Annotated in this window: 29 protein-coding genes; 9 read left to right on the plus strand and 20 right to left on the minus strand. The window is 71.5% G+C overall.

Annotated elements, in window-relative coordinates:
* Positions 1–243: 243 nt before the first annotated feature.
* Positions 244–1,074 carry a hypothetical protein gene (locus tag ABTY20_RS22850; RefSeq protein WP_351998871.1) on the minus strand — a complete coding sequence of 277 codons (831 nt, stop codon included), beginning with the start codon at positions 1,072–1,074 and terminating at the stop codon, positions 244–246.
* A complete protein-coding gene (locus tag ABTY20_RS22855) occupies positions 1,071–1,736 on the minus strand; it encodes a ParA family protein (protein ID WP_351998872.1) in 666 nt (221 codons plus the stop codon). Before ABTY20_RS22855 ends, ABTY20_RS22850 begins: the two co-directional genes overlap by 4 nt.
* Positions 1,737–1,900: 164 nt before the next feature.
* On the opposite strand from ABTY20_RS22855, the gene ABTY20_RS22860 reads away from it, so the two are divergent.
* From ABTY20_RS22860 to ABTY20_RS22900, 9 genes are all read left to right on the plus strand, one after another.
* The gene (locus ABTY20_RS22860; protein WP_351998873.1) at positions 1,901–2,182 is read left to right on the plus strand and encodes a hypothetical protein; all 282 of its coding nucleotides are present in this window, start codon (positions 1,901–1,903) and stop codon (positions 2,180–2,182) included.
* Positions 2,183–2,310: 128 nt separating this feature from the next.
* Positions 2,311–2,502 carry a hypothetical protein gene (locus tag ABTY20_RS22865; protein ID WP_351998874.1) on the plus strand — a complete coding sequence of 64 codons (192 nt, stop codon included), beginning with the start codon at positions 2,311–2,313 and terminating at the stop codon, positions 2,500–2,502.
* A 41-nt stretch (positions 2,503–2,543) separates the two neighbouring features.
* Positions 2,544–2,819 carry a hypothetical protein gene (locus ABTY20_RS22870; RefSeq protein WP_351998875.1) on the plus strand — a complete coding sequence of 92 codons (276 nt, stop codon included), beginning with the start codon at positions 2,544–2,546 and terminating at the stop codon, positions 2,817–2,819.
* A 109-nt stretch (positions 2,820–2,928) separates the two neighbouring features.
* The gene (locus tag ABTY20_RS22875; RefSeq protein WP_351998876.1) at positions 2,929–3,390 is read left to right on the plus strand and encodes a hypothetical protein; all 462 of its coding nucleotides are present in this window, start codon (positions 2,929–2,931) and stop codon (positions 3,388–3,390) included.
* A gap of 18 nt (positions 3,391–3,408) precedes the next feature.
* Positions 3,409–4,608: a DNA polymerase III subunit beta gene (locus ABTY20_RS22880; protein WP_351998877.1), complete on the plus strand. Its 1,200-nt coding sequence runs from the start codon at positions 3,409–3,411 to the stop codon at positions 4,606–4,608.
* Positions 4,609–4,722: 114 nt separating this feature from the next.
* Positions 4,723–4,899: a hypothetical protein gene (locus ABTY20_RS22885; protein ID WP_351998878.1), complete on the plus strand. Its 177-nt coding sequence runs from the start codon at positions 4,723–4,725 to the stop codon at positions 4,897–4,899.
* Positions 4,900–4,937: 38 nt separating this feature from the next.
* Positions 4,938–5,360, plus strand: a complete 423-nt coding sequence (locus ABTY20_RS22890) for a hypothetical protein (RefSeq protein WP_351998879.1) — start codon at positions 4,938–4,940, stop codon at positions 5,358–5,360.
* 151 nt (positions 5,361–5,511) lie between these two features.
* On the plus strand, positions 5,512–6,519 hold the full coding sequence (locus tag ABTY20_RS22895; protein ID WP_351998880.1) for a DUF3560 domain-containing protein: 1,008 nt from the start codon (positions 5,512–5,514) through the stop codon (positions 6,517–6,519).
* A gap of 489 nt (positions 6,520–7,008) precedes the next feature.
* The gene (locus ABTY20_RS22900) at positions 7,009–7,416 is read left to right on the plus strand and encodes a WhiB family transcriptional regulator (RefSeq protein WP_351998881.1); all 408 of its coding nucleotides are present in this window, start codon (positions 7,009–7,011) and stop codon (positions 7,414–7,416) included.
* Positions 7,417–7,538: 122 nt separating this feature from the next.
* Here ABTY20_RS22900 and ABTY20_RS22905 read toward each other — a convergent pair whose 3' ends face one another.
* From ABTY20_RS22905 to ABTY20_RS22990, 18 genes are all read right to left on the minus strand, one after another.
* Positions 7,539–8,627, minus strand: coding sequence for a glycosyltransferase family protein (locus ABTY20_RS22905; RefSeq protein WP_351998882.1), 1,089 nt, complete (start codon positions 8,625–8,627; stop codon positions 7,539–7,541).
* A gap of 33 nt (positions 8,628–8,660) precedes the next feature.
* The gene (locus ABTY20_RS22910; RefSeq protein ID WP_351998883.1) at positions 8,661–8,876 is read right to left on the minus strand and encodes a hypothetical protein; all 216 of its coding nucleotides are present in this window, start codon (positions 8,874–8,876) and stop codon (positions 8,661–8,663) included.
* Positions 8,877–8,879: 3 nt separating this feature from the next.
* Positions 8,880–9,782 (minus strand): peptidoglycan recognition protein family protein, encoded by a 903-nt coding sequence (locus ABTY20_RS22915; RefSeq protein WP_351998884.1) that lies wholly within the window; start codon positions 9,780–9,782, stop codon positions 8,880–8,882.
* An 11-nt stretch (positions 9,783–9,793) separates the two neighbouring features.
* Positions 9,794–10,102 (minus strand): hypothetical protein, encoded by a 309-nt coding sequence (locus ABTY20_RS22920; protein ID WP_351998885.1) that lies wholly within the window; start codon positions 10,100–10,102, stop codon positions 9,794–9,796.
* A complete protein-coding gene (locus tag ABTY20_RS22925; RefSeq protein WP_351998886.1) occupies positions 10,083–10,403 on the minus strand; it encodes a putative phage holin in 321 nt (106 codons plus the stop codon). Before ABTY20_RS22925 ends, ABTY20_RS22920 begins: the two co-directional genes overlap by 20 nt.
* The gene (locus tag ABTY20_RS22930) at positions 10,400–10,600 is read right to left on the minus strand and encodes a DUF7620 family protein (protein WP_351998887.1); all 201 of its coding nucleotides are present in this window, start codon (positions 10,598–10,600) and stop codon (positions 10,400–10,402) included. The genes ABTY20_RS22925 and ABTY20_RS22930 overlap by 4 nt, the downstream gene beginning before the upstream one ends.
* The gene (locus ABTY20_RS22935) at positions 10,593–10,922 is read right to left on the minus strand and encodes a hypothetical protein (protein ID WP_351998888.1); all 330 of its coding nucleotides are present in this window, start codon (positions 10,920–10,922) and stop codon (positions 10,593–10,595) included. Before ABTY20_RS22935 ends, ABTY20_RS22930 begins: the two co-directional genes overlap by 8 nt.
* Complete coding sequence (locus ABTY20_RS22940; protein WP_351998889.1) at positions 10,919–11,398, minus strand: hypothetical protein; 480 nt, start codon at positions 11,396–11,398, stop codon at positions 10,919–10,921. The genes ABTY20_RS22935 and ABTY20_RS22940 overlap by 4 nt, the downstream gene beginning before the upstream one ends.
* A gap of 9 nt (positions 11,399–11,407) precedes the next feature.
* Entirely contained in the window at positions 11,408–11,944 is a 537-nt protein-coding gene (locus ABTY20_RS22945) for a hypothetical protein (protein ID WP_351998890.1), read from the minus strand.
* Positions 11,945–11,955: 11 nt separating this feature from the next.
* The gene (locus tag ABTY20_RS22950; RefSeq protein ID WP_351998891.1) at positions 11,956–12,477 is read right to left on the minus strand and encodes a hypothetical protein; all 522 of its coding nucleotides are present in this window, start codon (positions 12,475–12,477) and stop codon (positions 11,956–11,958) included.
* Between the two features lie 244 nt (positions 12,478–12,721).
* Positions 12,722–13,102 (minus strand): hypothetical protein, encoded by a 381-nt coding sequence (locus ABTY20_RS22955; RefSeq protein WP_351998892.1) that lies wholly within the window; start codon positions 13,100–13,102, stop codon positions 12,722–12,724.
* 16 nt (positions 13,103–13,118) lie between these two features.
* A complete protein-coding gene (locus ABTY20_RS22960) occupies positions 13,119–15,995 on the minus strand; it encodes a hypothetical protein (protein ID WP_351998893.1) in 2,877 nt (958 codons plus the stop codon).
* Entirely contained in the window at positions 15,995–19,324 is a 3,330-nt protein-coding gene (locus ABTY20_RS22965) for a transglycosylase SLT domain-containing protein (protein ID WP_351998894.1), read from the minus strand. The genes ABTY20_RS22960 and ABTY20_RS22965 overlap by 1 nt, the downstream gene beginning before the upstream one ends.
* Complete coding sequence (locus ABTY20_RS22970) at positions 19,325–19,531, minus strand: hypothetical protein (protein ID WP_351998895.1); 207 nt, start codon at positions 19,529–19,531, stop codon at positions 19,325–19,327.
* 17 nt (positions 19,532–19,548) lie between these two features.
* Complete coding sequence (locus tag ABTY20_RS22975) at positions 19,549–19,980, minus strand: hypothetical protein (protein ID WP_351998896.1); 432 nt, start codon at positions 19,978–19,980, stop codon at positions 19,549–19,551.
* Between the two features lie 48 nt (positions 19,981–20,028).
* Positions 20,029–20,394 carry a hypothetical protein gene (locus ABTY20_RS22980; RefSeq protein WP_351998897.1) on the minus strand — a complete coding sequence of 122 codons (366 nt, stop codon included), beginning with the start codon at positions 20,392–20,394 and terminating at the stop codon, positions 20,029–20,031.
* Position 20,395: 1 nt separating this feature from the next.
* Entirely contained in the window at positions 20,396–20,896 is a 501-nt protein-coding gene (locus ABTY20_RS22985; protein ID WP_351998898.1) for a hypothetical protein, read from the minus strand.
* Positions 20,893–21,663, minus strand: coding sequence for a hypothetical protein (locus ABTY20_RS22990; protein WP_351998899.1), 771 nt, complete (start codon positions 21,661–21,663; stop codon positions 20,893–20,895). The genes ABTY20_RS22985 and ABTY20_RS22990 overlap by 4 nt, the downstream gene beginning before the upstream one ends.
* Positions 21,664–21,667 lie beyond the last annotated feature (4 nt).

Below are 21,667 nucleotides of genomic sequence, written 5' to 3' on the forward strand. Positions count from 1 at the left end.
GGCTGTAAGACCTATGCGTTGTAGCGGGGGGGTTGGTTGGGGGTGTCGGCACCGGGGCGGGGGGTGTGGCGGGTGCGGCGGCGCTGGCCACCGGGCCCCGCCGGGGGGCGCTGGGTGCCCCCCGCTCCACTGCTACCTGTCCGGGACGCCCTTCAGTTTCTGGACGGGGCGATCCGAGGAACTCTGACCAGACCCAGCGAGAAGCCCCGGAGCCTCTACGGCCCGGGGCTTCGTCGTGTCCGCTCACCGCGTCAGGCGGTCGATCTTCCCGGCGAGGTCGCGCACCTGCGCCGCCAGGATCTTGCCGCGTTCGGAGTCGGCGTCCAGGGCGTCGGCGATGACCCGCCCGCGCAGCGCACGGTGGGCGCCGCGCAGCGCGGCCAGCCCCTGCTCCAGCCGGACGAGCGCGCGGGCCTGCTCCGGGGTGTGCTCGGCCGGCGGGTCGTCATCCGTGCGCGCGGCGCCGGGGCCGGCGGCCGGCTGCTCAGGGATGTAGTGCATCCGCACCGCCGCCGCCCGCAGCGCCGCCGCCGTGACCTTCTCCCCGGACTGTTTGACGGCTGCGACGACTTCGCGCACGGCCGTCTCGCCGTGGGCCTCGATGACCGGGGCCATGACGCGGGCCTGCGACTCCACCGGCGCCGTGTCGAAAATTTTCGACATGACGAGCATCGCCGGGGCGGCGTCGATGAGCTGATACGCGCGGGTGCGGTCCATGCCCCACCGGCCGACGATGTACTCCTCGAATGTGTCGTGCGTGACCTTGTAGAGTCCGCCGTCCTCGTCGCGGATCGCGCGCAGCGCCGTGCCGGCCTCCACGACGAACCGGGCGCGGGCCGCCTTGAGCGACGTGGCGGCCGTCTCCTTCGCCTCGTCGATGGCGGTCTCGAACGCGGCCAGGCGTTCCTCGGCCGTGCCGGTGACGGCGGCCGGGTCGAGTGGCTTCGGGGCGAACGGGTCCGGAGCTTCGGACGCGGCAGGCAACAGCGGGTTGACGGCCGGGGCGGCGACGCGGGAGCGGGCTCCGGTGAGCAGCGCGGCACGGTCGACACGGGAGCGTGCGGTGCTGCTCACCGGGTCACCTCGTCCAGCAACTCGTCGGCAAGCATCGCCATGGGGCTCCCCGGGTCTATGCGCGGCGTACGGCCGAACGCCTGCGCGTACCCGTCGCGGCCGTCGGAGCGTGGGACCTCAGTACGCATGACGGTGAAGCCTGCCGCCGTCAGATCCTCACGGGTCTCCTTGGCCGAGGATGCGGAGCGGTTGACCATCGTCATGAGCAGCAGCAGGCGGGGGACGGCCACACCGACAGCCTCCAACTGCTCCATGGCCTTGAGCACCGAGCCGGCGCGTTCCAGCTCTATCGGGGTGGGCTGTACGGCGAGGACGACCAGGTCCGAGGCTGCGAGGACGGCGAAGTGCCGGTTCCCTGACTTGCGCTCCCACGCTCCGGTATCGATGAGCCCGATGCCGTGTGCGGGTGTGAGACGCCGGACCTCGTCGGCGAGACGGGACGCGGCCGGCGCACGGTAGACGGGGCCGCCGAGATCGGCGATGTCCGACCAGGCATAGAGGCTGCCGTCTTCCTGCTCGCCGGGGTCGTCGGCGTCGATACCGACGGCGGGGGTGCCTTCGGCCGTCCAGTGGGCGAGCAGATGGCCGCAGGTGGTGGACTTTCCGCTGCCTCCTTTGCCGATGACGCCGATGCGCCGGCCGCCTGCTGGTAGTCGCGCCATGTCTGTCTCCCGGTTCCTCGGTCGGTGGTCCGGGACGAGCGTAGCGACCGCCGGCGCAGCCGTGCCGGAAGGGCCCGGGTATTGTCCCGCACGAGGAACTATGATTTAATTAAGTCATCGGGACGGACGACCGGACCGACAAACCGAGGAGTAAGGAACCGACCATGCAGATCTCCCGCCAGGACATCACCGTCGCCGCCGAGAACATCGACCTGTACGAGGACGACTACAGCATCCGCGAGTCGTACGCGGGGCGGTACGGCGTGACCGGCGCCGGCGTTGTTCTGGCCGGCAGCGACGTGACCCCGTTCATGGTCGCCCTCGCCGTGCACCTCGCCGAGGACGGCCGGGGCGAGGACGCGCTGAGCCTGGGGCGCAAGGCCCGCACCGACTCGATGGGCACCGGCACCATCGTCTACTGGGGCGGCGTCGAGATCGTCGCCTGACCGGCCGGGGCCGTTAGGTCCCGACCCGCTCCCGTGGGATAACGAAGTCCGCCGGACCGTACGGCCCGGAGGCGCCGGCTCACGACCGGCCGGGAGCACGCACCGCACCACGGACTGGGAGGGGACCCATGACCATCCGACAGATCCTCACGGGCGTGCTGGCCCCGGTGCTTCTCGGACACCTGGCCTTGGCCGCGATCGTGCTCCCCGGGGACGGTGAGCTGACCGGGGCCCGGCTGGCCACGGGCCTCGCCGCTCTCCTGGCGGTGTCCACGGCCGGGGGCTACGCCGCCGGACGGATGTCCGGGCGCAAGAGCTGACCGACGACACGCACCACCGACCAAGGAACGAGGAAACGGCCATGCGACAGACGACATGGACGAAGTGGGCCCCGGACGCCATGCGGGACGCGGCGGAGCTGGAGGGGTACGTGGGGCTGACCGCACTCAAGGTGCCCGAGCAGCGGGCGGTGGCGACGCTGCCATACTCCCGCGCATTCGACGACTACGCGGTCCACGTCACCGGCTGCACCGACTGCCGGCGCGACGAGCTGGCCGACTGCCCCGAGGGTGCGGCCCTGCTGGAGGTCGCGCGCGCGGGCCTGGAGATCCAGCAGCGCATGGCCTCGCAGAACTGACCGGAGAGGACAGAGCCAACGTGAAGACCGAGACGTACAAGGGCCGGAAGCTGAAGGTCGTCGCCGGCCGGGCCGGGACTTCGGCCGCACCCGCGCAGTCATCAACGGCATGGAGCAGGGCACGCATCTAGGCGACGAGGATGCCGCGCTGAAGTGGCTGCGCGGGACCATCGACCACGCGGACGAGGTCGGTGTGGGTAGTGGTCGGTACGGGCCCCACTGGTACACCCCGGGGACGCACGAAGTGTGCGAGAACGGCCATGCCAAGCCGCTGGACGGGCCGTGCGGCCACAGCTATTGCGTGGGACAGCAGGCGACCGTGGACGCACGTACCGAGGGTTTCTACGTGACCGTACGGGACAGGGCGAAGGTCGGGTTCCTGTTGGGGCCGTACGCGACGCACGACGAGGCGCGGGGCGAGGTGGGCCGGGCGCGGGACGAGGTGCTGAGCCGGGACCCGTTCGGCGCCTCGTTCTGGAGTTTCGGCACCGTGAAGGCGACCGCGAAGCCGGGCCGGGAGTTGAAGCCCGGCAAGCTCAACGACGTCATCGGCCTGACGGCCGGCGAATGACCAGGGAATGAGGAAGACATGACGACGCAGACGCAGGCGCCCGAGCAGGTGCCGGCCCGCTTCACCACCACGCACCGCGCGCTGTCCGACGCGCTGAAGACCGTAGCGCTCGGCATCGCAGACCGGCCCCTCGTCAAGGTGCTGGGCGGCGTGATGGCCGAGACGGCCGACGGCGCGCTCACCTTGCGCGGGTTCGACTACGAAACGTCCGTGACCGTCCGCGTGGACGGCGAGGCCGGACCCGACGGCCGCAGCCTGCTGGACCTCGGGGAGTTGAAGAACGTGCTGGCCGCCGCCGTCGCCGGGGAGAAGACGGCCGACGCGGCCCGTACGCCGGTCACCGTGGACGACGGGGTGCTGTCCACACCGGACCTGGCGGTGCCGCTGGGCACGCTGCCGCTGGAGGACTACCCGGCGTTCCCGCCGGACGTGCCTGCGCAGGTGACCGTGGACGGCGCGGAATGGTTCGGCCAGGTGGCCCGGGTGCTGCCCGCCGCCGGCAGGGACGACACGCTGCCCGTGATGACGTACGTCCACCTGCGCATCGCCGGCGGAGTGCTGCGCCTGACCGCCTCCGACCGCTACCGGGTCACCGTGGGCGAGGTGAAGGCGGTGGAGGGCGGCCGGGCGGAGACAGCCGCCCTCGTGCCCGCGTGGCTGCTGGAGAAGATGGCCAAGCTGCTGGGCAAGCACACCGGCCCCGTCGTCATCGGGGTGGACGGCGACTGGGCGACGCTCGCCGTCGGCGCGGTGACGGTCACCGTGCGCTGCACGGCCGACGTGAGCAAGTACCCGGACATCTGGGGCCTGATCCCGTCGGATGCGCTGCCGCTGGCCGTTCGGATGGACCGCGAGGCGCTGGCGCGGGCGGTCCGCAAGGCCCACGCCGTGTCCAAGGCGAAGCTGCCCAAGGAACCGCTCGTGCTGCTGGAGTTCGGCCCGGCCGGTGTGACCGTCTCGCCGGGCCTTCGGGATGAGACGGCGCAGGCGCGCGTGCGCGGCGTCGTCGTGGACGGCGAGACGCTGGCCGGCGCGGACCTGGGCGCCCCGATGGCTGTGGACGGTCTGTTCCTGCTGGACGCGCTCGGGACGTTCGCCGGCCCGACGGTGACCGTCCACGCGCGGACCCCGCTCAAGCCGTACGTGCTCACCGACGGGGACGCCGTCACCGGTGACGGCTTCGTGCACATGCTCATGCCGATGCGGGTCGAGCGCTGACCTCGTCTCGCTGAACAACACGGGCCTCGTGGGTTGTCCCTGCCGGGGCCGTATGATTTAATCAATTCATCGGGTCGGGCATACCGGCCACGACCGACCAAGGAAGAAGGAACCATGACGGACCCGCGCACACTGCTCATGCAGCCGGTCGACGAGCCCCTCTACGGCTCCGCCGCCCGAGCTGTCGCCGAGGCCCTGCGCCCGCCGGCCGACCAGCCGCTGTGGGGTGCCACCGCCCGGCGCGCCGCCGAGGCCCTGGCCGTTCGGCCCCGTCCGCGTTCCGTGGCGTAATGGCCCCGCCGCACAGCCGACCGAGGAAGGCAGGAAACATGGACACGCTCATCGTTCCGGGCACGGTCGGGGGCACGGCGCTGCGGCTGGACCTGTCGGACGGCTCGACGTCCCTGACCGTGGAGGGGCCGTTCGCCGGCGAACACACCACCGTGCTGCTGTCCGCCGACTGGCTGCTCCCGCTCGCGGCATGGTTCGCCGGCGAGGCGCAGCCGGCCGCGCTCGGGGCCCGGCCAGGCGCCCTCATCGTCCACGGGGACGAGTCGGCCGCCGTCTGGGACGCGCGCACCGGGGCCCGGCTGGAGTGCGTCTTGCCGTTCGGCTCCGCCCGGGTGACGATCGGCCCGCGCGGCAAGGTGTACGGGACGACTGCGATGCTCCCGCCCGAGGGCCGTCAGTCGGCTGCCGCATGGCTGCGCCGCACCGCCGCCGAGGACTGGGCGCGCCGACCGGCGGCCTGAACCGGCCGTTCGGCGATACGCGCACTCACCGGCACACTCCGTGCCGTTGCGTCGCCGGTCCGTCCCCCACCGGGCCGCGACCCGGCGCCCCGTCCGCCACCCCCAGGGCGGGGCGCCCGCACTATCGGACCAAGGAACAGGGGAGGCCCTCATGGGCACCATCACGATCACCCACACCCGCGCCGACGGCACCCTGCTGGAAGGCTCGTCCAAGGGCGACGGCGTCCTTGAACTCGTCCGGCCACACGGCTTCCGCTGGTTCCCGTCGCTGGGATGCCTCGGCATCACCCGCAGCCGGGACCGGGCCGCGCAGATGTGGCGCATCAACGGCGCCCAGGCGGCCCTGGAGGCGGCCGGCTGGAGCGTGGACGTCGTCATCGACGAGGACACCGCGCGGCCGTTCGCCGAGGCGGAGGCGGAGCGCGAGCAGCGCGCCGAAGACCGGGCGGACCGGCTGGCCGGCGCGGCCGGGCGGGCGCAGGCCGCGTCCGAGGCCGGGTACCGCCGGGCGCATGAGATCGCCGAGCACATCCCGCCGGGCCAGCCGGTCCTCGTCGGCCACCACTCCGAGGGCGCGCACCGCCGGGCGCTGTCGCGCATGGATTCCGGGATGCACAAGTTCATCGACGAGGGCGCGCGCTCGGAACGGCTGGCCGGGCGGGCGGAGTCGGCGGCGGCGTACAGCGAACGCCGCAACGACCCGGCCCGGACGCTGCGGCGCATCGAGAAGCTGGAGGCGGACCGGCGCCGAGTGGAGCGGTCGCTGTCCCGGTGCACGCCGGGAACCGACTACGCGGCCGAGCTGACGCGGCAGCTCGCCGAACTGGACGACCAGCTCGATCACTGGCGGGTGGTGGTCGAGCGGGCGAAGGCCGAGGGGTTCAAGGTGTGGTCCCGGGCCGACTTCCGGCGCGGGGACTTCGTGCGGTACCGGGGGACCTGGTACGAGGTGCTGCGGGTCAACCCGAAGTCGCTGACCATCCCGCACATCCACATCGGTGTCGGCCGGGACGTGGTGCGCAAGGGCGACGGCGGCCGGCTGAGCGAGTGGACGTGGACGGCCCGGTACGACGACGGGGTCACCGGGCGTATGAGCGCCGAGGAGATGGCCGCCCGCGAGCGCGGCGAGGACACGAACAAGGAAACGAGGAAGCCGTGACGACTGCCAATCTCCCCGCCCTGCGGCCGTCGTGCCGCGAGCACGACCCCATGACGCTGCGCCCTGGGTACACCCCGGAACAGCGGTGGTGTGGCACGTGGTACTCCTGCACGGCGCCGCGCTGCCGGAACTCCGCACTGCTGTCGTCGCCCGAGCTGCGGGCGCAGGAACGGGGCGACCGCCCCGTTTGATCCTTTGGCCAGAACCCATCGGTGGGTGACCGTCTGTTGACAGCCCCGTTCCGGACACCCGGGCGGGGCTGTCGCGCACCGCCCCAACTCCTGCTGACAATAAGTCAGTTGACGTGCGAGGCGTCCGTATCGTGGACGCTCCGTGAAGGCCGGCACCCCTGATCTGCGAGGACTCACAATCGGAGACGCGTCTCTCACTTAGGGTGAGGGTCGCATTTATCTGCGTGTGCGCTGTTCCAAACATGGGTGCGCACAGCAATAGTTCAGTCTGAAAGTGTCACTGCGTCCGAGGAGTCAGATGGTGATACCTGATGTGTCCGTGAGCGGATATGCCGCCTCGGAGGTGCGCTGGCAGGACGAGGCCCTGTGCAACGGGCAGCCGCTGGAGACGTTCGTCCCCGACAAGGAGGACCCCGAGGGCCTGGCACGCGCCCGGACTTTCTGCGACCTGTGCCCCGTCCGTGCGGTCTGCCTGCGCTACGCCCTGACGTATGGTCAACGGGGGTACTGGGGTGGAACCGACACGGCTGAGCGCCGGCGCCTGAAAGCGAAGAAGAACCGGGCCAAGTGCCCGTCCTGCGAATCGAGGAGGGTGGTCGACATGGAGGACAGCCACGACGCCCTCTGCCTGGCCTGCGGCATGTCCTGGCTGACGGAGGCCGCCGCACAGCCCCGGACGCGCACCACGCTGCGCCCGGCGGTCTGACGGCCTCCCCGGTGCCAGCGGGGAGGCCGTCAGTAGGAACAACGTAGTGGCCGGGCGGTTCACTCAGTGAGTGGCCGCCCGGCCTTATTGAGGCGAATTTGCCTTTCAGACAAGATTCCTTTTCACGCGGCGCACATCCGGGACGTCTTCTGCACCTCGTGCGCCCGCTCCCACGCCTCCGCCCACCGCCATGCGTTCGCCGACAACCGCAGGCCCTCGGCGACCGCCCGGCCCGCCTCGGCCCGCTCGGCGCGCAGCGCCGGGTTGTCCACCAGACGCCGCAGCTCCCGGTACCAACGGCGCGGCGTGTCGGCGAGGACGCCGGCGCCCCGCTCGTGCAGCCGGGCGTACTCCGCCCGGGGTGAGGCCACCCACGGGACGCCGAGCGCGCTCAGCTCCAACGGCTTGAGCCACGACTTGGCCCGGTTGAACGCGGTGTCGGCCAGCGGGGCGATGCCGATGCCGACGTCCCGCGCGACGGCGGCCGGCCAGCCGTGCACGTCCACGCCGGTGCGCCCCGGCGGGTCCGCCGTCAGTCCGAACGCCGCGCCCGTGCCGGTCGGGTCGCCGACGACGCGGAACGCCGCGCCCTCGGAGACAAGGCGCGCGACGGCGCCGCCGAGCACGGCCGGGTCGTCGGGGTGCGAGGCGAGCGAGGCCGGCCAGCCGACGACCCCGGAGTCCTCGTGCGCCGCGCCGAAGTAGCTGTCCGGCAGGTGGTTGTGGATGACGTGGCCGCGCCCGTGCCGGGCGTACCGGTCCAGCAGCGCCGGGGTGGACACGGTGACCAGCGTCGCCGCGCGGCAGGCGTCGGCCAGGTGCTGCCAGGAGTGCCGGCGGACCTGCCGGGTGCGCGGGTCGACGCGGCCGGCGAAGCGGGGGTGCATCGACTCGTACGCCGGATTGCGCGGGTGGACGGTGGTGAGGTCGTCGTCCACGTCCACCACGACGGCGATGCCCTTGGCGCGCAGCAGCGGCACCGCCGCCGCCATCCACTCATGGGTGAGGCGCTGGAAGACCAGGACGTCCACGCCGCCCACGTCCAGCACGTCCTCGACGCGGTCATCCGCGCCGATGCGCAGCTTCAGCCCCCGGTCCTCGGGCGGGCGGATCTCCACGTCGTGCCCGGCGGCGGCCAGCAGCTCCGCCGGCCAGATGAGCCGGAAGTACCCGCACCCGCCGGTGTCGGCCGGGTAGACGACGACACGCATTCCTCGGTCTCCGATCCCTGGTCCCCGGTCGTGCTACTGCCCGGCCCCGGCCGGTTCGCCCGCCGAACCCTTCGCCCGCGCTGTACGGCCCGCAGACGGCCGCTTCTGCTCCGTGGCGGACGCCTGGCCGCCGCCGTCCTCCACGGCCCGCAGACGGGCCTCCAGCGCCTCCAGGCGCTCGCTCAGCGGCTCCGTGGCCCGGCGTACCGCCTCGTCGATGATCTCGCGCGCCCGCGCCTCCTGCGACATGGCTCAGGACTCCTTCGCGGCCAGCTTGGCCAGCGCCCCGTCGATCCGGCGCACCCGGGTGACGAGGTCGCGGAACACGGTGCGGCCCGACCAGTAGTGGGCCCGGGACTTGGGGTCGTCGCTGTAGTCGGCGGCGTCCTCGGGCGCGTCGAACCGGTCGGCCGACAGCAGCCGGTCCACGACCGCGTCGGCCACCTTGGCTATGTCGGCGTCGCTCAGTGCCATGTCGTCCTCCGTGCGGGGTGTCCGGGCCGGCGTCCCGGGGCTCCAGGACGCGGGGTGCTTGAGCCGTTCGTTCACGTCGCGGCGGAACTGCTCGGGCGTGAAGCTGAACCGTCCGCGCGAGCCGTAGCCCTCGACCGGGCCGCGCGGGTCCACCTTGCCCTCGACGGACGTCTCCTTGTGGCAGCCGACGGAGTCCATCGACCAACCGTGGTGACGGCAGACGGCCGCGCAGATGCGCACCCAGGCGTCGTACTGCTCGCGCGGATAGACGTCCTCGCCGTCACCCAGGTTCTCCGTCTCCACGCCGTAGCTCACGTCGTTGCCGTCGATGGTGCCCGAGCTGCGCGCCGGCGCCGGGTGCGCCGACAGCTCGTCGCGGAACGCCCGGTAGGCGTTGACGGCCATCGGGCCGGCGTGGTTGGCGCGGCCGGCGGAGCACATGGTCGCCGTGCCGTTCTTGGCGAGGTGGACGTGCGCGAGCGGAGCGGGCAGGCCCGGGACGCCGTTCTTGGCGACGATGTCCCGGGAGTTCCGGCCGGCGGTGTGGTGGTTGAGGATCATCCGCACCGGCCCGAAGGCAAGACCGGTCGCGCTGTCACGGGACCGGGTGCGCCAGCCCGGGTACTCGGAGACCTTCACACCCTCGGCCTTGAGGACGCGTATCCAGGTGTCAGGTGTCATCGGGGTCGCCATCACACACGCTCCGGGAAGTGCCAGGTGCCGCCCTCGCGGCCGATCTCCGACTGCATGACACCCCGGTCGAAGAACAGGCCCGTGGGGTTGAGCACGGCCAGGCCGACCGGCACCGCGACGTTGTGCCGGGCGTGCTCGGGGATGTTCGACGGGTACCCACCGGCCTCGGTGATGACGGCCGCGCGACACTTCGCGGTGTACGCCTGGCTGCCGTCCTCGCGGACCGGCGTGCCGTGGCTGACGTAGTGGACGATCCGCCCGACGGAGGGAAGCTCCGGGCAGGGCGTGTCAGGTGCCGGTTGTGTCACGGCGCGCTCCCTTGATCTGTGTACGGCCGACGAGCCATGCCTGGTAGAACATCAGCGCTCCGAACAAGGTGGCGAGGACGCCGCGCACGATGCGCAGCGCCTCGATGTCGCCGCGCAGGGCGGTGACGCAGATGGAGATGGCCATGAACGCCGCGATGGCCAGCGCCTTGATGACGAGCAGCCGGCCGACCGGGTCGCGCCACCAGCGCGCCAGCAGGGTGTAGACGGCGACGAACGCCAGGCACCCGGCCAGGGCGATGGCACTGCCCCACAGGTTCACCGTCTCCCCTGTCGTCGTCATCGGAACTTGCCCCCAAGCGCGTCCTTGATCAGCGGGGCGAAGTGGTTGCGCTCACCCAGCCGCCGCAGGGTACGCGAAATCTCCGAAATCGCCGCCGTGCGCTCCCGGGCGCGGGCGAGGTCGTGGCGCAGGACGCGCAGCGCCTCCTCGGCGGCGCGAACGTCCTCGGCGGCCTGCTGGTCGGCGTGTTCACTCATCGGGCGTCTGGGCCAGCGCACGGCCGCTCCCCTCGCGGTTGGCGCGGGCCGCCTCGGAGACGGCGTCCAGTACGCGCTCGGTGGTCACGGCGGTACCCATGAGCAGGTCGAGCTGTGCCTGCTGGAGCCCGATCATCTCCTGCCGCCCCTCGGCCAGGGTGCGCCACACCTCGATCTGCCGGTCCTTGTCCTGCACCACCAGGTCCACGGTGGACCGGGGTACCAGCGCCCCGCGTATGACCATGAGGACCACCATCACGACGATGCCGCCGGCGCCGAGGGTCGGGGTGAGGAAAGTGGCGAATCCGTCCACGGCGGTCACAGCCCCGGAAATCCGGTGAGGTCGGCGGACCGAGCGGCTCCGCTCGCGGCCGTGAGGTCGTCGTCGGTCAGCACGCCCCGGTCCACCAGCACCCGGGCGAGACCGGCCAGCATCGCGTCGTGGCTGAGCAGGGTGGCCCGTTGGGCCGGGGTGAGGGTCTGGAGGTTCACGCCGAGCCCGGCCAGCAGTTCGCGGTGCGCGCCCCAGAACGTCTCCAGCACGCCCTTGGCGGCGTCGCCGGACCCGGCCTGGGCGAACACCGCGCGGGCGCCCGCCTCGTCGTCCCCCGGCCCCTTCCAGGGCGAGACGGGGCGCAGGCCTTCGGCGGCAAGCAGCGTCTCCGCCTCGCTCTGCGCCCCCGCGCGTCCGGTGGCCGTCAGCGGACGCGGACGCACGCCCTCACGTCCGGCCACGGCGTACCAGGTGCGGGTGTCGTGGTCACGGTAGACACGGGCGGTGATGTACCCGGCGGGCATGGTCGCCTCCTAGAACGGCATGACGTGCAGGCGTCTGGACAGGAAGGTGCCGGTGCCGCCGGCGACCCGGTATTTCATCGTGAAGGTGTTGGTGCCGGCGGTCAGGTCGGTGTGGAAGACGGCGTTCCCGGCGAGGATGCCGTTGGACGCGACACCGAAAGTGGCCAGGCCCCGGTTGTCGGACGCGGCCATGGTCGTGGCGCCGCTGATGTCGAACCCGACGCGCGCCGAGGACGCGCTGGAGTTCTGCAACGACGCGGAGAACAGCACGAGCGCGCAGTTGCTGGTCTCCACGGTGACCGACGGGCCGGGGCCGGTGTCCAGGTCGGTGAAAGACGTGGACGTGGTGGTGCCGGTGGACAGGTCCACACCGATCTTCGCGGTGCGCTCGACGATCTGGTTCGTGGCGGTGGTCGTGAAGTACCCGCCGGGTGTCGTGGCCTTGGCGGGTGCGACTTCGGCGAGGTTGTCGCGGATGAAGGTGTTGAACTGCGCCGCCGTGAAGACGGAGCCGGCCACGGCGGTCATGGGGGCGGTCCAGGCCATGGGTCACCACCTCAGAAGGGGAGGACGATGAGTTCGCGGGTGCCGAACGAGCCGGACCCGGAGCCGACGAGGTATTTCATCGTGAACGTGTTGATGCCGGGGGTCAGGGTGTCGAACAGGTGGGACGTGCCCATGCGCCACACGTTGCCGGCCGCCGCGCCGTCGCGGACCAGACGCCAGGCGGAGGACGCGGCGATGCTGGAGGCGCCCGAGACGGCCACGGACACGGTGGAGGCGCCGTTGCTCACCGTGTTGTTGAGGTCGGCGGAGAACATCACCAGGGCGCGGCTGCCGGTGGGGACGGTCACCCGGGGCCCGACGGTGGCCAGGTCGGTGAAGGTCGTGGACGTCGTGTTCTGACTGGTGGGGATGGAGTCCTGGGCGAGCTGGCGGGCGGCGACGGCGTTGGGCCCGGTGGAGACGAAGAACTGCGCGTCGGATGTCGCCTTGGCGGTCGGGCACTCCAGCAGGTTGTCGCGGACGAACTGGTTGAACTGCGACGCCGTGAACGTGGCACCGGCCACGGCGGTCATGGGTGCGCTCCAGGCCATCGTTCAGGCCACCTCCCGGACGGGCTTATCGAAACGGATTCGTTCCTGTACCGGCTGTACCGTGTGCTCCCCATTACGTATAGGAGGGTCAAATTTCACGGTTATAGGTGAGAGACGGTACAGGCGGTACAACCTCATGCACGGGGCTCTCATCTGCGGACTTTCAGGCTTAACCCTTATTGTGCCTAACGTTTCCGCGCGGTGTTCCCGGAACGGAACCGGATCTTCAGCGCACACCGTGTGCCTCGTTCTCCTCCACCAGATCCGCCACGCTCTGGCCGTGCGGCAGGCCGAAACGCAACGCCACCGGGTGGTCGGACGGGTACCAGTTGCGCGTGTTCGGCACCGGCCGCCGCGCCAGCACCGCCAGCAGCGCGTGCCGGTCGTCCGGCCACGAGACCGGCGCCTGCATCCCGCAGTACGAGCACAGGAAGAAGTCCACCTCCACATCCCTCGGGCCCCGCAGCCGGGACGGGCGGTACAGGAACTCGACGTTGCCGCAGCCCGCCCGTCCCGGCTCCGCCCCGGCACGCGGGCAGTCCGCCACCCACTCCCCGCCGTAGACGTACGCACGCGCCACCGGCGTCCGCTCCACAGGCACATCCATCCCCATCACGCTCTCCTCACGTCCCGAGCTTCCCGACGTCGAACTGACCCTGCACCGGGTCGTCGAACACGAACACCTCATCGGCCGCGTCCGCCACCGTCAGATCGAACACACCCTGGTCGAACCCCGCCCCGCGCTGGTCGAACGTGAACACGTTCTCCGGGACCAGCAGGTCGCGCTCACAGCCGAGGACCACCGAGTGCACCGGCGGCCGGCCGGCGGCGTTGAACCGCTGAATCGTGTGCGCCACCCGCTCCACGAAGAAGTCGGCGTCCAGCCCCATCTCCGCGTTCACGATGCGGATGCGGTCGGAGACGGTGCGCTGCACCACCTGCACGAAGTGCGCCGGGTCGGAGCTGGTGACACGGAGCTGCACCGTCGGACGGCGCCGCGCGTAGTGCAGCAGAACCATGTTGGCAATCGCCTCGGCGTCCGCCGGGCTCGCCCACGGCGCGGAATCCGGATAGGTCCGCTCCCCGTGCCGCCCCACCGACCCCGGATCGGACAGCGCCACCTTCACCGTGCGGCGCACCGCCAGCGGCCTCGCCCGGAGCTGGAGGTAGGAGACCTCCACCGGCCCGCCCACCGCGCGCACCGTCAGCGTCGCCGACGCACCCGAGCGCCGGTTGAGTTGAAGGGAGGGCACGCCGCCGCCCGAACTGAAGTAGGCCACGTCCGTGCCCAGCACCGGCAGCACCGCGCCCACGAACGGCTCGGAGGCGTTGACCACCAGGTCCACCGACTGCCCCGGCGCCAGGCTGTACGTCGACTCGTCGCTCCACACCACCTCAAGCGCGGACGCCGGCTCGCGCTCCTCCACATCGAACTCCACCCGGTTGACGATGTCCCGCCAGCCGTGGGAGTAGGTGAAGGGCTTGGTGAAGGAGTACCCGTCGGCCGGCCCGTCCGCCGCGCAGTCGCCCAACGCCCCGGCGGTGAACGTCGCCCGGGACGTCAGCGACGCCTGCCGCAGCATCCGGTGGTGCCGGTCCCGGAAGACGAACGTGCCGTCCGGCGCCACGTAGGCGACCGCCGGCGGCCCCTCACTCTTGACCAGGTCGTGCAGGGCGCTCAGCGCGTCGGTGCCCTCCAGCCACCAGTGCCGCACCACCGACGCGCCCGGGTCGATGTCCCGCCCGCCACTCCACCCCGCCAGGTCCAGCACGGTGTGGACGAGGTCGCCGGTGTGCCGCGAGGAGTAGACGGCCGTGGACAGCTTCACGCCCGCCAGGCCGCCGAGGCCGTCCAGGAACGTGAAGCCCGCCGTGCGGTCGCCGAAGTCGACGTGGACCTCGAAGTCGTCGGCCCTGCCGGTGAACAGCGAGTACGCCCGGCCGTTGAAGGTCACCGCCGCGCTCATCGCCCGCGCGGGGTCCAGGTCCCCGTGCAGCGGGCCACCCGCGTTCTCCGGGCTGTAGCGCCGGTGGGTGTTGTCCAAGGTGAAGCTCGCCGAGCCGACCGAGGACGGGCTGAACTGCCGCTCCTGGTCCCGGCCGTAGGAAAGGGCGACGTCGGAGACGATGTCCCCGGTCACGTCCTCGTCCGGCGCCGGGTAGAGCAGCACACCGCCGGTGGACTCGTCGACCAGGACAGCGCCCCAGGCGTAGAACACATCGGAGACGGCGGGCAGCGTGCTGCCGCCCTGCCGGAGTCGGATCCTCCCGCTGGCCGTCCCCGCCGGGGCCACGCCACCGGACGTGACCAGCGTCCACGTCCCCGCCGGGACGGCGATGGCCGTGGACGGCGCCGTGCCCGTCTGGACCCCGCTCGCGTCGTACCAGTCCAGCACGGCCCGCAGGTCGGACCATCCGGCCGGGGAGTAGAGCCAGGCGTACACACGGTACGTACGGCCGGGCACCATCGACCCGGACGGCAGGGGGTCCTTCTGGAAGGCGGAGATCACCGTGTTGCGGCCCGAGGGCGTCACACGCAAGGCGCGCACCCCGCCGGCGTCCGCCACGTCGAGCGTGCCACCGGAGACGTCCCACCCGGCGAGCCCGCCGTGGAAGTAGGGATTGGGGTTGAGCACCGACCCGGCAAGCCGTCCGGGGCCGTCGCCGGCCCAGTCGACGGTGAACATGTAGCGGGGCAGACCCGAGTCGCCGCACAGGTCCCAGCCACCCGGGTCGGCGACCACCGAGGCGTCGTAGGCGGTGGCCGCCACGGCGGCGGCGGGCGGCAGGGCGATGGCGGCCGGCGTGACCGGCTTCAGCGCGAGGGACCACATCGTCGACCCGCCCACGCACAGACCGTCCCCGCCGGTGGCGAACGTCGTACGGACGGCCTGCGCCCCGGGGACGAGGGTGGAGTCGGAGTCGTACAGCGCGGCGAACAGCTCGCCGAACCCGTCGGTGTCGTCGACCCGCTTGGTGTTGGTGCCGCCGGCGATGGTCGTGGACCGCGCACCCGCAGCGGCCCCCGTGCGCAGGCTCACCAGCCAGTCCCCGTCGGCCACGGTGGTGAGCTGCGGGTGGGCCTGCGCGGAGGCCGTGCCGGCCGTGCCGGTGGCCGCGAACTTCTCGATGGGCCCCGCCGGGTCCACCCCGGAGTACGCGACGCAGAAGCCCAGCACGTACGGGCTGCCCTCGGGCCACGGCGCTTTGGAGAAGACGAACGCGGCGGGCGCGGTCACGCCGGTGGCCACGCGGTAGTACATCCGGGTCTGGACCCGGGCGTAGAGGGAGCTGGACGACATGCGTCCCGCGCTGGCCTTGGACAGCAGCGTCCAGCCGGCCGGTTCGGACGTCGGGCCGGTGTTGGTGTCGTAGGCGAGGACGAGCAGCAGCAGGTCCCCGGCCGCGTGCCCGGCGGGCATGGTGACGAACTGCGTCGACCCGGCGGAGGAAAGGTCGGCCTTGAGACGGGCGCCGACGGAGCGGAAGGCGACGGGCATCAGGCGTTACCCCCCAGCGCGCGGGGCAGCCGGTTGCGCCGGCGGAGCTGGTCCAGCGAGGCCACCAGCCAATCCTCCGCCTCCCGCCGGGAGGCGATCACCCCGTGGTTCTCGACGGTCAGGTGGACCACGCCCCCGCCGCCGGCCGGCGAGGCCGCCTGGCGCATCGAGGCGCGGTGACTGCGGATCCGCGTCCCGGCCGGGAGCTTCATCAACTCCGGGCCCATCTCGCCGGTCCAGTGCCAGCCGGCCGAGGAGCCGTCGGTACCGAGCGCGTACCCGCCGGGCCGGTTGTAGGCCCGTGACAGGGAACCGTATGTGGCCAGCGCGTAGCGCATCGAGGCGTAGACGTTGGCCAGCGGGTTGATCGACGTGCCGTAGAGGAACGGGCCCGTCTTGCGGAACCGGCCGGCGTGGGATTGGAAAGTCGGGCGGATCACCTGCATGAGGCCGACCGACGGGTGACCTCGCTGCCAGTTGATGTCCCATTTGTTGACGGCGCGCGGGTTGCCGCCCGACTCCTGATTCATCCGGCGCAGCGTCGTCTGTACCAGGGACTGCGGCTGACCGACCAGCCCGAGGGCCTGGCGCACGACGCCCGCCCACCGCTGCACGCCGCGCCCGGGTATGGCGCCGAAGTGCCCGGTCACCTCTCCGCCGATGAGGCCTTCGGCCGCCTCGCGCACCGTGTCCACCAGGCCGTTCACGGCCATGCGCGGCAGCCTGGCGACCATGCGCACCCACGGCGAGGAGCCGAGACGGCCGATGCTGCTCAACGTGCCGAGCAGCATCTTCTTGGCCTTGCCGACCGGGTCCGAGAGGAAGTCGGCGATGCCGGTCACCGCGCCCTTGACCCCGCCGACGACCTTTCCCCCGAGGTTCTTGACGTCGCCGAGGATGCCGCCGTCCGCGTAGAAGTGCGCGCCGGCCGCCTCCCACAGCCCCCGAGCCCGTACGGCGTACTTGGGATCGGTCGGTATGACGTACTCCGGATACCTCGGGTTGCCCTCCCCGACGATGGCCGTGGGCCGGTTGAACACACCCGGCTGCGCCCGGCCGACGGTGCCGCCGGCCGCGAGCAGCTTGACCGCTTTCAGCTTGTTGTCCAGGCCGACCCAGTTGGTGATCTTTCCCCAGACCTTGACCAGGCCCCGGTTCCATATGTGGTCCAGCACCCAGTTCACAGGCGCCTTCGTCTTGCTGCGGATGCCGGACCAGATGGTGCCGATGCCGTCGCGCATCTGCCGGAAGTAGCCCTGCACCTTGTCGCGCAGGGTGCGCGCCCAGCCGGGAATGGTGGAGGTGAAGAACCGGCCGATCGGCGAGAACACGCGGCTGCGGATCGAGCCGTAGGCGTCGGCCAGACGATCACGCATCCCGTTGAAGTGGCCGACCACACGGCTGCGCACCGTGCCGGCCCATCCCGGAATCGTCTTGGTGAAGAACCCGCCGATCGGCGAGAACACGCGGTTGCGGATCGAGCCGTAGGTGTTGGCGAGACGGTCACGCATCCCGGTCCAGGCGCCCACCACACGGTCACGCAGGCCGGCCGCCCACCCGGGCACCGTCTTGGTGAAGAACCCGCCGATGGGGGAGAGGACACGGTCCTTGAGGCCGAGCCAGACGGCGAGCACGCTCGCCACCATCGTCCGCCAGGCCATCTCCACCTTCGTGCGCAGCGCCTCGGCCGCCCCGGGCAGCACCTGCGTGAAGAACCGGCCGATGGGGGAGAACACCTTGTCGCGCAGCCAGTCCCAGGCGCCGGTGAAGAAGTCGACGAAGGGTCCGGCGAACCACGCCCCGACGGCCCGCGCCGCGTCGGCGACGCCGCCGAGCGCTCCCTTGACGACGTTGCGGAAGGTCTCCGAGCGCTTCCACAGGACGACGAAGACGGCACCGAGAGCGACCAGCAGGGTGATCACGATACCGATGGGGTTGGACACCATCGCCACGGCGAGGGCGCGCATCGCACCCGCGGTGAACAGGGCCGCGACACGGGCGGCGCGCATCGTGACGGTGGCGATCCGGGTGGCGGTCGTCCAGGCCCATGTGGCGGCCGTCGCGGCCCCGGTGGCGACGGCGCTGGCAGCCCACTGGATCCGGAACAGGAGCAGGGCCGCCCGGCTGGTGGCGATGGCGCCGGTACTGGTCACAACCGAGGTACGGAAGGCCCATGTGGCGGCCGTCGCAGCCGCCTGGTAGACCGCATACAGCTTCATACCTGCGTTGACGGCGAGGATCGCCGGGACGAGCATCCGCAGAACCGGTGTGGGGACGGCCGCCACGATCTGCGCGAACAGTTGGAGCATGAGCAGGCCGAACCCGCCCATCGGCCCGGCGGCCGACGCGATGTCCCCCAGCGCCGAGGCGAACTCTTTGATGGCCGGGACGGCGTCGCGCGCACGCTCCATGAACGTGGCGAACCCCTCGGACTCGCCGAGCCCAGCACCGAAGTCGGCGAACCTCTGCGTCAGCTCCACCAGGCCGCCGGACACCTCGCTCTGTGCGGGCATGAAGGCGTTGACCATGCCGACGACGCCGACGGTGATGTTCTTGATCGACGTCAGGAAATTGCCGAGGGCCGACCCCGCATTGCCCTGGAGGTTCTGGCCGAACTCCCGGAACACTCGGCCCGCCTGACCCTCGCCGAGCGAGGACGTGAATTCCTTGATCTCCCGTGCGGCTATGCGCACGAACGGGGTCAGCCGGGGCAGGACGTCCCGCAGCTTCTCGATACCCGCCGTGAACAGCGGCATGGTGGTGGACGACAGGCTGTCCGACCACTTGTCGATGTCGTCTTTCAAGCCTTCGAACGCCCTGGCCGTCTTCCTGGTGGCCGGGGTCATCGCGGCCATCTTCTCGTCGTAGATGGCCTGCGATTTACGCGCTGCCTCGGTGGCAGTGGTGACACCGCTCAGCGCGCGGTTGTACTCCTGCGCCTTCTCCTTGGCCCCGGCCGACATCTTGGACGTGATCTCGATTTGCCGGCCGTACTTGACGCCGAGGTCCCGGGCCAGCTTCTGCGCATGAGCCTTGGCGATCGTGGCCTTTCCCTGCGCCTCCTCGGCCGATTCCAGTTTCTCACCGGCCTCGGTGATCTTCTGGAACTGCGGGATGACGGCCGCCGCGAAGGCACCGCCGGCCGCCCCGGCGGACGCCAGGGATGCCGTCAGCGCGCCGACACCCGCCGTCACGGCCGCCGTGACGGGGAGGATCGACGTCTGCAAGGCGCTCGCCCCGAGGGATCCGAGACTCTGAAGGGCCTTCATCGCCGGGGACGTGTCGGCGTCGACCCGGACGAACCCGGTCCCGAGCAGTGTTCCGGGCATCTACAGCACCACCCCTTGAGCCGCGAGGAACGCCTGGCTCGCATCCTCGTCGCCGTGCCACCAGTACGGCGCTCCGTCCTCGACCTCCACCGGGGCGGGCGCGTCCTGTCCGGGCACTCGCCACAGGCGGACCTCCAGGTCGGAGTCCAGCCGTTGCTGCGCGGCGTCCTCGGGCTCGTTCTCGCCCGGCTCGGCCCGCTGGCTCATCTCGTAGTAGACGACGTTCAGGAAACGGTCGATGGGGAGGCTGCGGAGATCAACACCTCTCCCGGTGTACTGGCCGTCAAGGAAGTGCCAGGTCCCGGGACGGAGCGCCCATCCGGCGAGGACGAGGGCGCTTCGGTAGGGCGGAGCCCGTACTGCTCCATCAGCCAGGTGACGACGTCCTCCACCTGGTCGATCTCGATGGGGTTCTCCCGGTCGCGCATCCGCGCGGTGAAGCGCTCCAGCGACTCGGGCAGCAGCACGACCTCCAGCATCGAGCGGAAGGCCTTGAGCTGCTGGTCGACGGTCGCCGAGGTGTCCATGCCGGCGAACTCGGTGGCGAAGTCCAGCAGCACCTCGGCCGGGACGCCGCGAGCCGCCTGGAACACGTCGTCGTCCACGCGGAAGGTGATGTCCTTCCGCTTCTTACTGAAGTCGCGCATCTCGGTCATGCGCGCACGGTAAGCCCACCACACACCATGATCGTTCCGGTGGCTGCGTCAGCCCATGCGCAGGGCCTTGGTCATGAACGGGTTCGGCTTCGTCCCCGGGTGGTTGACCACCCGGGCGAACACGACGCGTCCCTTGACGGTGAACCGCAGCACCTGCCGGTTGCGCGGGCGGATGACGTGGCGCCGGGTGCCGTTGTGGACGTACAGGGTCGCCGGGTGGTTCGACTCCACACGTACGTGCCGGCCGACGACCACGGCGCGCACCTGACGGCCCATCCGCCCCGGGGCCATGCGCCGGGCGTTGCGCTGCACCCGGCGGGCCTTGCGGATCAGCTCCTTCATGACCGGCGAGTCCGGCGCCAGCAACAGGCCGGTGACCCCGTCGGCACGGATCTCGATGCGCGCGGCGGGCACGTCAGCCCCGCACCAGGCAGACGCGCACGGTCAGGTTCACCCCGACGCAGCCGCCCTCCGGGCCGACCGGCTCCACCGGGGTCACCAGGTAGTCCAACACCTCGTCGCCCTCCTTGAGCCGGCACAGCAGCGTGGCGACGGCGCCCAGCATCTCGGTGGCGTCCTGGAGCAGCAGCCCGGCCGCCGCGTCCAGCTCGTCGGCCGCCGGCGCGGACTCGATGCCGTCCGGGTTGGGGGCGCAGCGCACCACGGCCACCGTGTACTGGCCCACCTCGTACGGCGGCTGACAGGCCCCGTTGACCGTCTCGGTCTCCTCGGGGAACGCATCGGAGAGGTACAGGCGGGACAGGGTGACGGCGAGCATCCCGCCGCAGTCGCACGAGTCCCAGGCGATCTCCCCGGGCACCAGGCCGACGCGGGACGGCTTGGACGACAGTCCGTCCCGCACAGCGGCCACGATGCGGCTGCCGACGGTGTACCAGCGCGCGGCCCCGGCGATCACAGCCGCCCCCGCAGGATCGCGTCCACGTCGCCGAGGCGCGCCCGGGAGCGCAGGCCCGTCGGGTTCTCCGAGGCGAGGAAGAGGTCCACCAGGTACAGGCCGGTACGGCCGTCCTTGAGCAGTTGCCCGACGTCCGGGTACTGGATCGTCACGCCCTGGCGCACGAGCTGCGTCACACCCGGCGGCAGGCGGCAGTCCACCCCGGACGCCGCCTTGGTGATCTCGCAGGCCAGCTCGCCCATGGCCAGACGCCCCGACTCGGGCACCGCCTCGCCGATGAGGGCCGTCACTGACCATGTGCCCGGCTCGTCGTCGGCGGCCGCGAGGTTGTTGCAGCGCGGCCAGGCAGCGCCGTCGGTACGCACCAGATCCCGCCCGGCGAGCCGCCAGGCACCGGTGGCCATCGGCGTGCCGTCCAGCCGCACCTCCACCACACGCTGCGTCCGCTCGGGCAGCCGGACGGTGGACAGGCGCGTGCACGAGCAGCCGGCCCCGCAGCCGCCCGCGCAGTACGGCAGCCGGTAGAAATCCCATGGCGGCATCGAGTAGCCGACCGTCCAGCCCCACAGCGGGACCTCGGCGAGGCCCGCGCAGTCGTCCGCGCACGGGCGCAACGTCACGGTGCACTGCCCGAAGCGGCGCCCGGACAGCGCCCACAGAATCCGCGAGGCGGCGGCCACGGCGTACCCGGTGACCTCCGGGGAGCGCGCGGATACATCGCACGTCCACTGCACCGGCCAGTCCTCACACAGCACGGCATCGGCCACGGCG

The organism is Streptomyces sp. NPDC126497 (assembly GCF_040302425.1).
Taxonomy (GTDB): Bacteria; Actinomycetota; Actinomycetes; order Streptomycetales; family Streptomycetaceae; genus Streptomyces.

Coding starts and splice junctions, on each gene's coding strand:
- ABTY20_RS22855 (WP_351998872.1), bottom strand. CDS start 1,736: ATGGCGCGACTACCAGCAGGCGGCCGGCGCATCGGCGTCATCGGCAAA.
- ABTY20_RS22860 (WP_351998873.1), top strand. CDS start 1,901: ATGCAGATCTCCCGCCAGGACATCACCGTCGCCGCCGAGAACATCGAC.
- ABTY20_RS22865 (WP_351998874.1), top strand. CDS start 2,311: ATGACCATCCGACAGATCCTCACGGGCGTGCTGGCCCCGGTGCTTCTC.
- ABTY20_RS22870 (WP_351998875.1), top strand. CDS start 2,544: ATGCGACAGACGACATGGACGAAGTGGGCCCCGGACGCCATGCGGGAC.
- ABTY20_RS22875 (WP_351998876.1), top strand. CDS start 2,929: ATGGAGCAGGGCACGCATCTAGGCGACGAGGATGCCGCGCTGAAGTGG.
- ABTY20_RS22880 (WP_351998877.1), top strand. CDS start 3,409: ATGACGACGCAGACGCAGGCGCCCGAGCAGGTGCCGGCCCGCTTCACC.
- ABTY20_RS22885 (WP_351998878.1), top strand. CDS start 4,723: ATGACGGACCCGCGCACACTGCTCATGCAGCCGGTCGACGAGCCCCTC.
- ABTY20_RS22890 (WP_351998879.1), top strand. CDS start 4,938: ATGGACACGCTCATCGTTCCGGGCACGGTCGGGGGCACGGCGCTGCGG.
- ABTY20_RS22895 (WP_351998880.1), top strand. CDS start 5,512: ATGGGCACCATCACGATCACCCACACCCGCGCCGACGGCACCCTGCTG.
- ABTY20_RS22900 (WP_351998881.1), top strand. CDS start 7,009: ATGGTGATACCTGATGTGTCCGTGAGCGGATATGCCGCCTCGGAGGTG.
- ABTY20_RS22905 (WP_351998882.1), bottom strand. CDS start 8,627: ATGCGTGTCGTCGTCTACCCGGCCGACACCGGCGGGTGCGGGTACTTC.
- ABTY20_RS22910 (WP_351998883.1), bottom strand. CDS start 8,876: ATGTCGCAGGAGGCGCGGGCGCGCGAGATCATCGACGAGGCGGTACGC.
- ABTY20_RS22915 (WP_351998884.1), bottom strand. CDS start 9,782: ATGACACCTGACACCTGGATACGCGTCCTCAAGGCCGAGGGTGTGAAG.
- ABTY20_RS22925 (WP_351998886.1), bottom strand. CDS start 10,403: ATGACGACGACAGGGGAGACGGTGAACCTGTGGGGCAGTGCCATCGCC.
- ABTY20_RS22930 (WP_351998887.1), bottom strand. CDS start 10,600: ATGAGTGAACACGCCGACCAGCAGGCCGCCGAGGACGTTCGCGCCGCC.
- ABTY20_RS22940 (WP_351998889.1), bottom strand. CDS start 11,398: ATGCCCGCCGGGTACATCACCGCCCGTGTCTACCGTGACCACGACACC.
- ABTY20_RS22945 (WP_351998890.1), bottom strand. CDS start 11,944: ATGGCCTGGACCGCCCCCATGACCGCCGTGGCCGGCTCCGTCTTCACG.
- ABTY20_RS22950 (WP_351998891.1), bottom strand. CDS start 12,477: ATGACCGCCGTGGCCGGTGCCACGTTCACGGCGTCGCAGTTCAACCAG.
- ABTY20_RS22955 (WP_351998892.1), bottom strand. CDS start 13,102: ATGGATGTGCCTGTGGAGCGGACGCCGGTGGCGCGTGCGTACGTCTAC.
- ABTY20_RS22960 (WP_351998893.1), bottom strand. CDS start 15,995: ATGCCCGTCGCCTTCCGCTCCGTCGGCGCCCGTCTCAAGGCCGACCTT.
- ABTY20_RS22965 (WP_351998894.1), bottom strand. CDS start 19,324: ATGCCCGGAACACTGCTCGGGACCGGGTTCGTCCGGGTCGACGCCGAC.
- ABTY20_RS22970 (WP_351998895.1), bottom strand. CDS start 19,531: ATGAGCCAGCGGGCCGAGCCGGGCGAGAACGAGCCCGAGGACGCCGCG.
- ABTY20_RS22975 (WP_351998896.1), bottom strand. CDS start 19,980: ATGACCGAGATGCGCGACTTCAGTAAGAAGCGGAAGGACATCACCTTC.